At 64.5% G+C, this 10,912-nt stretch carries 10 protein-coding genes; 5 read left to right on the forward strand and 5 right to left on the reverse strand.

The features are described from left to right. The coding region (locus MOV74_RS19395) for an AEC family transporter (RefSeq protein ID WP_246925710.1) at positions 1-705 on the forward strand (705 nt) is incomplete at its 5' end. Between the two features lie 77 nt (positions 706-782). Here the strand turns inward: MOV74_RS19395 and MOV74_RS19400 are convergent. The 4 genes from MOV74_RS19400 to MOV74_RS19415 all read right to left on the reverse strand — a co-directional run bounded on the left by MOV74_RS19400 (position 783) and on the right by MOV74_RS19415 (position 5,672). Then, positions 783-2,111, reverse strand: coding sequence for a toll/interleukin-1 receptor domain-containing protein (locus MOV74_RS19400; protein WP_246925711.1), 1,329 nt, complete (start codon positions 2,109-2,111; stop codon positions 783-785). A gap of 261 nt (positions 2,112-2,372) precedes the next feature. Next, positions 2,373-3,143: a CPBP family intramembrane glutamic endopeptidase gene (locus MOV74_RS19405; protein WP_246925712.1), complete on the reverse strand. Its 771-nt coding sequence runs from the start codon at positions 3,141-3,143 to the stop codon at positions 2,373-2,375. Positions 3,144-3,258: 115 nt separating this feature from the next. Beyond that, positions 3,259-4,902, reverse strand: coding sequence for an acyl-CoA dehydrogenase family protein (locus tag MOV74_RS19410; RefSeq protein ID WP_246925713.1), 1,644 nt, complete (start codon positions 4,900-4,902; stop codon positions 3,259-3,261). Positions 4,903-4,922: 20 nt separating this feature from the next. Then, positions 4,923-5,672 (reverse strand): M15 family metallopeptidase, encoded by a 750-nt coding sequence (locus MOV74_RS19415; RefSeq protein WP_246925714.1) that lies wholly within the window; start codon positions 5,670-5,672, stop codon positions 4,923-4,925. A 185-nt stretch (positions 5,673-5,857) separates the two neighbouring features. Between MOV74_RS19415 and MOV74_RS19420 the strand changes: the two genes are divergently transcribed. From MOV74_RS19420 to MOV74_RS19435, 4 genes are all read left to right on the forward strand, one after another. Continuing rightward, positions 5,858-6,805, forward strand: coding sequence for an aspartate carbamoyltransferase catalytic subunit (locus MOV74_RS19420; RefSeq protein ID WP_028135931.1), 948 nt, complete (start codon positions 5,858-5,860; stop codon positions 6,803-6,805). 5 nt (positions 6,806-6,810) lie between these two features. Next, on the forward strand, positions 6,811-8,112 hold the full coding sequence (locus tag MOV74_RS19425; RefSeq protein ID WP_246925722.1) for a dihydroorotase: 1,302 nt from the start codon (positions 6,811-6,813) through the stop codon (positions 8,110-8,112). Between the two features lie 47 nt (positions 8,113-8,159). Next, entirely contained in the window at positions 8,160-8,756 is a 597-nt protein-coding gene (plsY, locus tag MOV74_RS19430; RefSeq protein WP_246925715.1) for a glycerol-3-phosphate 1-O-acyltransferase PlsY, read from the forward strand. 148 nt (positions 8,757-8,904) lie between these two features. Beyond that, a complete protein-coding gene (locus tag MOV74_RS19435; RefSeq protein ID WP_246925718.1) occupies positions 8,905-10,098 on the forward strand; it encodes a patatin-like phospholipase family protein in 1,194 nt (397 codons plus the stop codon). On the opposite strand, the gene MOV74_RS19440 is transcribed toward MOV74_RS19435, so the two are convergent. Further along, the coding region (locus MOV74_RS19440) for an amidase family protein (RefSeq protein WP_246925720.1) at positions 10,090-10,912 on the reverse strand (823 nt) is incomplete at its 5' end. The two genes, MOV74_RS19435 and MOV74_RS19440, sit on opposite strands and share 9 nt — an antisense overlap.

Raw genomic sequence — 10,912 nt, forward strand, 5'->3', positions numbered from 1 at the left:
CTCGCGATGTCGCTGCTCTGCCTCGCGCTCCGCCCCGCCCTGGCGCGGCTCGGCATCGACGGCCCCGCCTTCACCTCGATCTTCCAGGGCGCGACACGCTGGCAGACCTTCGTCGGGCTGTCCGTCTGCGCCAACATGTTCGGCGACGTCGGGCTGGCGCTCGCCTCCGTGGCCATGGTCGCCATCATTCCCCTCGTCAACGTGTTCAGCGTCGCCGTGCTCGCGCATTATGCCGCGCCCGAGAAGCAATCCGGCCGTGCCATCGTCATGACATTGGTCCGCAATCCCCTGATCTGGGCCTGTGCGATCGGGCTCCTGGTCAATGTCACCCACCTGCCGCTGCCAAAACTCTGGCATGAGGTGGCGGACGCGCTCAGCCGCTCCTCGCTCGCGATCGGCCTGCTCGTCACCGGCGCGGGATTGCATCTCGAAGGCCTGCTGCGCCCAAGCGCCAGCGCTGCGATCGGCGTCGTCTTCAAGCTGGTGCTGATGCCGGCACTTGCCCTCGTCCTCGCCGTCTGGTTCGGGCTGTCGGGCGACAGCCTGGCGATCGTCGCGATCTGTTCGGCGGTCCCGACCTCGTCGAGCGCCTATGTTCTCGCCCGCCAGATGGGCGGCGATGCGCCGCTGCTGGCGCAGATCATCACGCTGCAGACGATTCTGGCGGCGATCACCATGCCGATCGCGATCGCGCTGGTGGCTTGAGCGAACGGCCTAACGCCGACCGATCGTAGTCGTCCCGACCGAGCGGCTCCGCCCGCACGGATGGCGCCGCTTCTGTCTTACGGAGGTGCCGGGGGCAACTGGAGATTCTGAGCGATATCGGCATATTTTTGCGCGCTCAACTGATAGTAGTCGCGGTTCATTTTCGCGATCTCATACAGGGATTGCGCGATCGTCTTGATGTCGATCGGCTCCTTCCTGGAGCATTCGAGTATGGTCTTCAGCAGGTCGTTCCAGCTGACCTCATCCTTCATCGTCTTGGTCAGAGGCGCCACACCGCGAGCGTCCATCGGCTTCGAAATCCCGCGTATATTGCTCTGTATTTCCAGACTTCGCAGTTCGTCCCGTATTTTCAAGACGACGTTATGGACTTTCACAGCCTCAGCTTGCGACGAATTCACGTATCCCAACAGCTCGTCATACAATTGATCAATCAGCTTTCGTCGCGCATACCAAGTGATGTTGATCATATTGTAGACGGCAAGTTCCTCCTTGTTTGTGGTGTCGTGGATTCCGAAGATCGGAATGTCGATCGGCGCTGCAGTGAAGTAGAACTTCAATCGGCTCGCGCCGTCGATCTCTTCGTAGCGCCGGAGGGTAAGCCGGAACAGGTCGTCGGACCCGGTGGGCCGAATGAAACATCCCAAGGGCGCCTTCTTCTTGGAGGCGCTCCGCAGCATCCGCGCGAGTTCAGGCTCGTAGATGTCGCGATCGACCCAATCGGAGGACAAATCCTTCCAGTTCCAAGCGCCCGTTGACACGTCCTTCCCGAACAGCGCCTCCCAATCCTGGGTTCCCATAAATAGCGCATCCGCTGGCAGATTCTCCAGCTCCAGGCAGTCTTCATTCTGTTTTGTGCGGCTCAATTCGATTGAGAAGTTTGGAACGAGATCAAAATTAATCGCGGTGACGTGCGTATAGTCGAACCATCTGCAAATGTCGGTGGCAGTCTTGCGCAAGAATGCCGTGTCGATACCTGGGTAGATATCTCTTTCGACGTATATCTGCTCCAGGAAATCGTAAACCTGGTCCGACGATATCGGCACCGATATGTACTGGCTCAGCGCTCTCGGCTTGCTAACACTCGGATCGTGAAAAACGACAATAGATCTTTTTTCGTCCTTGCTCAGAGCCGTTTGGAATTGGCCAGCCTCGAGCAGACAGTATCCCCAATCCTGATCCTCGCCAGTGTAGAGCAGCAGAAAGATGTCCGCACTCTGGATCGCTGCTGTGATCTCCGGAGTAAGTTCTCTGCCCTTCTGAAAATCCTCCGCTAGGACGATCTTGATCTTGTTGCCGGAGTACGAGGCAATCAAATTTCCGATACGGCGAGCCGCCTCACTATCCTTCGGCATCTTGTGGCTGATGAAAATCGTTAAATCGGACATGGCCCCTCCAATCGCTCCGCGTGGGACAAGCTCAAAAATCAAGTTAAAAAATTGGGCGGGGCCGTGCGTCGCGTGCGAAAGCGCCCCTGGCTAATTTCCGCATTCAAGCCGATCGCGGGATGCGTGACAAGCTCATTCTACCTTGGGATGTTTTGTCAACAAGGCCGGGAACTCGCAAGGCAGTGGCCGGCGATACCAATCTGACCCGCTGACACCGCGGGTCTTTTATCCGCTGCAGTTGGGGAAGCGGCAGGCGTCCGCTCAGCTCCCCAGCCACATCGTCAGCACCACCGCGGTCAAATTGTTCAGCGCGTGCAGGATGATGGTGAGCCAGAGCGAGCCCGCGCGATAACGCATGTAGCCAAACCACAGGCCGATGGTGAAGACCTCGGCGAGGAAGTACATGTCGTATTGCAGGTGCACGATTGTCCAGACCAGCGACGACAACAGGATCGCGCCCGGTACGCGCAGGAAGCTCGCCGACCAGCCGCGATAGAGGAAGCCGCGCGCCAGAATCTCTTCCGACATCGGCGCGGCCACGCTGAAGGCGAACAGGAGCAACAACGCTGCGCCCTTGTCGCGACCCGATTTCAAGAGATCGGTCATGAAGCCCGGCGTCGCCTCGCGGCCGAGCGCGCGCGACATCGTCTCCCAGACCAGCACGATCAGGATGAGGCCGACGGCACCGAACAGGAGCTGCTTCCAGGACGGCCAATGCAGCGCGAGATAGTCGACGAAGGAGGCCTTCTTGATGGCAATGGCGAGCCACACCGCGAAAAGCGTCGCCGGCAGGCCCATGATGACCGACAGCGCGAGCGTCTGGGGCTCGCGGCCGACGAGCTGGACCGAGGCGAGGTCCATGGGAAGGCCACGCTGCGCCGCCAGCAGAACGACGGCGCCGATCTGCCCGACGAACATCGCGACGAAGACGAAGAGGCCCCACAGCGCCGTGCCCCAGAACTTCCAGACGCGTGGCGCCTGTTCCGCAGGCGTCACGGTCAGCGGCGGATGATCGGGATTGAGGGAATCCATCAGCGGGCTTTCGTTGGAACAACACCGTCATTCCGGGGCGGTCCATAGGACCGAACCCGGAATCTCGATATTCCGGGTTCGCCCTTCGGGCGCCCCGGAATGACGGAACAAATATTCACGGCAGCGCGCGCTCCAGCAGCGCACGCACGTCACCGTTCTCCAGCTCCACGGCGCCGTACATGCTGGCGTAATTGGCCGCAAGACGCGTGCTCGCGAACAGTTCGGCATGGCGCGGCGACACGCCGTTGAGCGCCGCAGCAGCCGCCAGCAGCGCCAGCTTCTCGACCGCAAGCCGTGCGACACGCTCGCCATCGGCGCGCCGGAAAGTCTTACCGATGAACGCGACCGTCTCCGCCGCGCCAGGCAAGCCCTTCGTCTCGGCCGTAAGCGATTGCAGCACGGCCGTCGCCGGCTCCGGTTCGCGTGTCAGCGCGCGGAGGACGTCGAGGCACATCACGTTGCCCGAGCCTTCCCAGATCGCGTTGACCGGCGACTCCCGATAGTGCCGCGCCAGAATGCCGTCCTCGACATAGCCATTGCCGCCGAGGCACTCCATCGCTTCATAGAGGAACGGCGGCGCGCTCTTGCAGGTCCAGTATTTGATCGCGGGCGTCAGCAGCCGCATATAAGCGGCCTCCGCCGCATCCTGCGGCGTACGGTCGAAGGCGCGGCAGAGCCGCATCACCAGGGCCGTGCTCGCCTCGACATGCAGCGCCATGTCCGACAGCACGGCCTGCATCAGCGGCTGGTCGGCGAGATGCTTCTGGAACACGCTACGGTGACGGGCGTGATGCAGCGCATGCGCCAGCCCCGAGCGCATCAGGCCGACGGAGGCGATCGCGCAATCCTGCCGCGTCAGCTGCACCATCTGGATGATGGTGCGGATGCCCTTGCCCTCCTCGCCGATCCGTTCGGCGTAGGCACCTGTGAATTCGACCTCGGACGAGGCATTGGAGCGATTGCCGAGCTTGTCCTTCAGCCGCTGGAACTGGATCGCATTCACCGAGCCATCCGGCGCGAAGCGCGGCATGAAGAAACAGGTCAGCCCGCCATCGGCCTGCGCCAGCACCAGGAACGCATCGCACATCGGCGCCGACATGAACCATTTATGGCCGGTGATGCGATAGGCCTCGCCCTCGCGCACCGCGCGGGTCATGTTGGCGCGCACGTCGGTGCCGCCCTGCTTCTCGGTCATCCCCATGCCGAGCGTCATGCCGCGCTTGTCCCACCACGGCGCGAAGCTCGGGTCGTAGCTCCTGGTCGACAGCACCGGCATCACGCGCGCGAGCAGGTCCGGCTGCGTCGCCAGCGCACCGACGGAGGCGCGCGTCATTGTGATCGGGCACAGATGCCCCGTCTCAACCTGCGACGCCATGTAGAATTTTGCAGCCCGAATGACTTCGGCGGCATCGCCCGCAGGCTTTCCCGTCGCCGTCCAAGTCGAATTGTGCACGCCGGCGTGCGCAGAATGCGCCATCAGCTCGTGATAGGCGGGATGAAACTCGACCTGGTCGCGCCGGTTGCCCCTGGCATCGAAGGTGCGCAGCTTTGGGGTGTTCTCGTTCGCGGCGCGCCCGCGGTCGGCCATCGCGGCCGAGCCCCACTCCTTGCCGAACGCGGACAGCTCGCGTTCAGCCGCCGCACCGCCATTGGCCTTGACCGCCTCGACCAGCGGCCGATCCACGGCGAACAGATCGATGTCCTCGAACGGGGGCGATTGATTGAAGACCTCGTGGGTCGCGAAGCTCGGCTGGGTCATCGGTTTCCTCGGCGCGGACTTTAGTTCCGGCGCGGCTGGATCGGGAAATCATAGGCTGCCCCACCGGCCCCTGGCAGGGAAAAATGCCACCACTCCTTCGAATAGTTCACAAAGCCTTGCCTGGCCATCGCAGCGACCAGCCGCTTGCGCCAGATGCGCTGCTCGGACGTGATCGACGGTGCCGCGGTATGGCCTTTCGTGTCGGTGCAGTCGTAGCCGGTGCCCATGTCGACGCTGCCTTCCGGCGCGCGCGTCTCGACCGAGGCCGTACAGTCGGCATAGGTCCTGGACGGGTCGTACTTGCCCGAATTGTCAGCCTTGAGATCGACCAGCGTAAGATCGAGTGCTGCACCGGTGGAGTGCTGCGAGCGGCTCGCGATGTAGCCGAGGCGGAACAGCTCGGTCTTCGGGATCTTTGGATTGTAGCGCCGCTCGGCGACGGTCTCGTGGCCGTTCTGCGACCACTTCACCATGTCGAGCGAGGCCCGCGCCGGCCGGTAGCAGTCGAACATTTTGAGCGACAGGTTTTGCGTCACCAGGTCCTCTTGCACCGCCTTCAGTCGCAGCCCCACCTCCTTTTTGACCACGCACTCTCCGGCACCATAGCCGGCAAGCGGCCGGCCGACGAAATTGTTCGACGTGGCGTAGCGGATGTCCTGGATGATGCTGGGATCGATGTCGCGCAAGTAAACGAAGCCGCCGGGGAGCGATTGGGCGTGGGAGGAGGAGATGGCGACGATTAATACAAATGCAGCAAGAAGTGGTTTCACGATGCCTCCCATCCTTCGTCATTCCGGGGCGATGCGAAGCATCGAACCCGGAATCTCGAGATTCCGGGTCTGGCGCTTGCGCGCCATCCCGGAATGACTGAGCAGGCTACAGATCAGGGGATAACTCACTTCCTCCCCTTTGCCCCTTGCTCCCCCCGCCATCCGCCCCTATAGCTCTGCTTTTAATGACATCGAAATCGACCTTCGTCCTCGGCCACCGGCATTTGCTGGGCATCGAGGGCCTTTCCGCGGCCGACATCACCGGCCTCCTCGACCTGTCCGAAGAATATGTCGAGCTCAACCGTCAGGTTGACAAGAAGCGCACCGTCCTGCGGGGACGGACGCAGGTGAACCTCTTCTTCGAGGCCTCCACCCGGACCCAATCCTCGTTCGAGCTCGCCGGCAAGCGGCTCGGCGCGGACGTCATGAACATGTCGGTGTCCTCTTCGTCCATGAAGAAGGGCGAGACGCTGATCGACACCGCGATGACGCTGAACGCGATGCATCCCGACATTCTGGTGATGCGCCATCATGCCTCCGGCGCGGTGGAACTGCTGGCGCGCAAGGTTGACGGTTCCGTGATCAACGCCGGCGACGGCGCGCATGAGCATCCGACGCAAGCCTTGCTCGACGCGCTCACCATCCGCCGCAACAAGGGCCGGATCGAAGGGCTCGTGGTCGCGATCTGCGGCGACGTGCTGCATTCGCGCGTCGCCCGCTCCAACATCATCCTGCTCAACACGATGGGTGCCCGCGTCCGCGTGGTCGGCCCCACCACATTGTTGCCGCCCGGCATCGAGCGGATGGGCGTCGAGGTCGCGCGCGACATGCGCGAGGGCCTCAACGGCGCTGATATCGTCATGATGCTGCGGCTCCAGCGCGAGCGCATGAACGGCTCCTTCGTGCCGTCGTCTTCCGAATATTTCCACTATTTCGGGCTCGACCAGAAAAAGCTCGCCTACGCCAAGCCGGACGCACTCGTGATGCATCCCGGCCCCATGAACCGCGGCGTGGAGATCGACTCGATCGTGGCCGACGGCGCCCAGTCCCTGATCCGCGAACAGGTGGAGATGGGCGTCGCCGTGCGCATGGCGGTGCTGGAAGCGCTCGCCCGTAACCTGCCGAACGCGTGATGCCGATGTTGACCGATCGCCGCCCCATCCTGCTCGCCAACGCCCGCGTCGTCGATCCCTCCAGGGATTTCGACGGCATTGGCGACGTCCTCATCGCCGATGGCATCATCCGCGAGACCCGCCGCGGCATTGGCGCTGCCGGCGTCCCCGAAGGCACCGACATCGTCAACTGCTCCGGCAAGGTCGTCGCGCCCGGCCTGATCGACATGCGTGCCTTCGTCGGCGAGCCCGGCTTCAGCCATCGCGAGACCTTCGCCACCGCGAGCCAGGCGGCCGCGACCGGCGGCATCACCACCATTATCTGCCAGCCCGACACGTCTCCGGTGATCGATAACTCGGCGACCGTCGACTTCGTGATGCGCCGCGCCCGCGACACCGCGATCGTCAACATCCAGCCGATGGCCGCCCTCACCAAGGGCATGCACGGCGAGGAGATGACCGAGTTCGGCCTGTTGAAGGCCGCGGGCGCCGTCGCCTTCGGCGATAGCGCCAGAAGCGTGACCAATGCGCAGGTGATGCGTCGCGCGCTGACCTACGCGCGGGATTTCGACGCGCTGATCGTCCACTACACCGAGGACCCCGATCTCGTCGGCGAGGGCGTGATGAACGAGGGCGAGTTCGCATCGCGGCTCGGCCTGGTGGGCATCCCGAATGCCGCCGAGGCGGTGATCCTCGAACGCGACATGCGCCTCGTGGCGTTGACCGGCGGCCGCTATCACGCGGCCTCGCTGACCTGCATCGAGTCGCTCGATGTCCTCCAGCGCGCCCGCGATGCCGGGCTCCCCGTCAGCGCCTCGGTCTCGATCAACCATCTTGCGCTGAACGAGAACGACATCGGCCCCTACCGGTCGTTCCTGAAACTGTCGCCGCCGCTGCGCACCGAGAACGACCGCCGCGCGCTGGTGGCCGCAATCGCCTCCGGCCTCCTCGACGTCATCATGTCCGACCACAATCCGCAGGACGTCGAGGTCAAGCGCCTGCCGTTCGCGGAAGCCGCTCCCGGCGCCGTCGGTCTTGAAACCATGCTGCCCGCCGGCCTGCGCCTGGTTCACAACGGCGAGCTGGAACTGAAGACGCTGATCCGGGCGATGTCGACCCGCCCGGCCAAGTTGCTCGGCCTGCCTGGCGGAACCCTGCGCGCAGGCAGCCCGGCCGACGTCATCGTGATCGACCCCGACGTGCCCTGGGTGGTCGATCCAGCCGACCTGAAATCGCCCTGCAAGAACACCCCCTTCGACGAGGCCCGCTTTACAGGCCGCGTCGTGCGCACCATTGTCGGTGGCCGGACGGTGTATGAGCATGTCTGACGTGCGCGATCCCTCGAGATTGAGATCCAGCCTTTGGAGCTGCCGCCATGGGGCTTGAAGCATTCCTGCCGGTGGCTTTCATCATCGGCTACCTGCTCGGCTCGATTCCGTTCGGCCTGGTGCTGACCAGGCTCGCCGGCACGCAGGATATCCGCTCGATCGGCTCGGGCAGCATCGGCGCCACCAATGTGCTGCGCACCGGACGCAAGAGCCTCGCCGCGGGCACCCTGCTGCTCGACGCGCTCAAGGGCACCGGGGCCGTGGTGATCGCCGGTTACCTTGCCGGCCCCAACGCCGCCATGGTGGCCGGGCTCGGCGCGTTCCTCGGCCACCTCTTCCCGGTCTGGCTGAAGTTCAAAGGCGGCAAGGGCGTCGCCGTCTATATCGGCATCCTGCTCGGTCTGTTCTGGCCGGGCATGGTGGTGTTCTGCCTGCTTTGGCTCGCGACTGCCTTCACCACCCGCTATTCCTCGCTGTCGGCGCTGGTGGCGGCGTTCATCACGCCGATGTTCCTGTGGTGGTTCGGCCACCTCGCGCTCGCAGCATTGTTCGCAGTGCTGACGCTGCTCCTGTTCTACGCGCATCGCGAGAACATCAAGCGATTGCAAGGGGGCAAGGAAAGCCGGATCGGCGAGAAGGCTTGAAGTCAGGCATCTACGGATACCGAAGCGACCCTTCTGCATTATATGCCAAATCCTGTTCGCAACTTGCGGCCGAATCACGGTTGTATTGGCGAACGGGTCCCGGGCCTGTCATCCCGACGGCCGAGATGGCGTTACGTGGTTGCTCAGAATGAGCGAGAAGATGGTCGACGCGCATGATGGAGTCGGTTCGCCGGGTGCTTCCTGCACCGCAGCAAGCCAGCTGCTCTCGACGACCAATATCTGGTCCGACGCGCCCTCGCCTTTGCCAAAGCCTGTTCCGGTCTTGCCGGCAGCGGTGCAAGGCGATGTGATCGCGCAAGCGCCTGTGACAATCGAGGTCGTGACGAGAGCTACGCCGGTCGGGCACGCGCAGGCACGCTCCGAACAATGGCCACCGCGACGACTATCGCTGGCGCTCCAGGGCGGCGGCACCTTTGCCGCCTTCACATGGGGCGTGCTGGAGCGACTGCTGGAAGACCCCATCGAGATCGACACGATCAGCGGCGCCAGTGCCGGCGCCATCAATGCGCTCCTGCTCGCCTCCGGCCTCGCGGAGGGCGGCCCCGAGGCTGCACGTAGCCGGCTGAACCGGTTCTGGCTCCGCTTGATGCACGAGGCCTCGTTCCGCTCGCTGATGCTGGTCGGCGGCTTTTCGCCGGCGGGAAGCTCGGTCGCATTCGGTCCGACGTTGCGCTCCGGCCAGTTCGATCCGTTCGATCTCGATCCGCTGCGGCAGGCGCTGTCGCGCGACATCGACTTTTCCGCGTTGCGCGGTGCCCGCTGTCCAAAGCTGCTGATCGCGGCGACGCGGATCCGCGACGGGCAGCAGCAGATCTTCCGCAACGACGCACTCAGCGCCGACGTCGCGCTGGCCTCGACCTGTCCGCCGCTGGTTCACTGCGCCGTCGAGATCGACGGCGAGGCCTATTGGGACGGCGGTTTCGGCGGCAATCCGCCTTTGCTGCGACTGGCGCAGGAGACGACGACCTCCGACGTCCTGCTCGTCCAGGTCACGCCGGCGCGCGACAGCTACGTGCCGATCACCCTCGCCGCGATCGACCGCCGGCTCGACCAGATCGCAGCCAACGCCGCGCTCAATGCCGAGATCGCCGCGATCGCATGGGCGCAGTCGCACGCAGCCTCTTCGCTGCGGCTCACCAGGATCGCGGCAGAAGATTCCGTTGACGGCCTGGCACAGCGCTCATCGACCGATCTCGGCCGCGGCTTCATTCGCCTCTTGCACCGGAGCGGCCGCGCAGCCGCCGAGCGCTGGCTTGGGCAAGGCGCGACGAGCAACGAGACCCAACGCAAATTGCCCGCGGCCGAACCGGCGCTAGCCTGACTTCGCCAGCGCGTCCTCCAGGAACCACGCCGTCGCCAGCGCATGCGCATCGTTGCCGAAGCGCGCGATCACCTGCACGCCGACCGGCAGGCCACCCACCTTCAGCACCGGCACGTTGACGCAAGGATTGCCCATCAACGTCCAGAGCCGGTTGTAGCGGGGATCGCCCGTGGTCGCGAGCTCCTTGGCCGGCGGCGTGCCCGGCGCCGAATAGGTGAGCAGCACGTCGAAACCCTCGAACAGCTCGCCAAGCTCGCGGCGGCCGCGCCGGCTGATCCGGCGTGCCTCGTCATATTCCTTCGGCGTCAGCCCGGCCGTCGCATCGAGGCTGGCGCGCAGCAGCGGCGCGATCTCGTCGTGACGCTCGGAAAACTCCCACGCCAGCGCGCGATGCGCCTCGAAATCCTGGACGATGGGATGGATACGCCAAGCCTCCTGCACCGCTTGGGGCAGATCGATGGCCTGCACGCTGGCACCCGCGCGCTCCGCCGCCTTGATCGCGGCCAGCAAGCCCTCTTCCGCCGCAGGCTCCACGGCGCCGGCGAACTCCTGCCTCACCACGCCGATGCGCGGCGACTTCGCCGGAGCGATGCCGGAAAATTCGCTGCGGCCCGTCATCGCCAAAAGTCCGCGCGCGAGATCCTCCGCACGCGCGCCGAACAGGCCGACGGTGTCGAGCGCCCACGAGTAACATTTGACGCCGACGGTCGGCAGCATGCGGAACGACGGCTTGATCGCAGCGGTCCCGCAATAGGCCGCGGGCCGGATCACCGAGCCGCCGGTCTGGGTGCCCAGCGCCAGCGGGATCATGCCG

It is taken from the genome of Bradyrhizobium sp. SHOUNA76, assembly GCF_023006445.1.
In the GTDB taxonomy this organism is placed as follows: domain Bacteria; phylum Pseudomonadota; class Alphaproteobacteria; order Rhizobiales; family Xanthobacteraceae; genus Bradyrhizobium.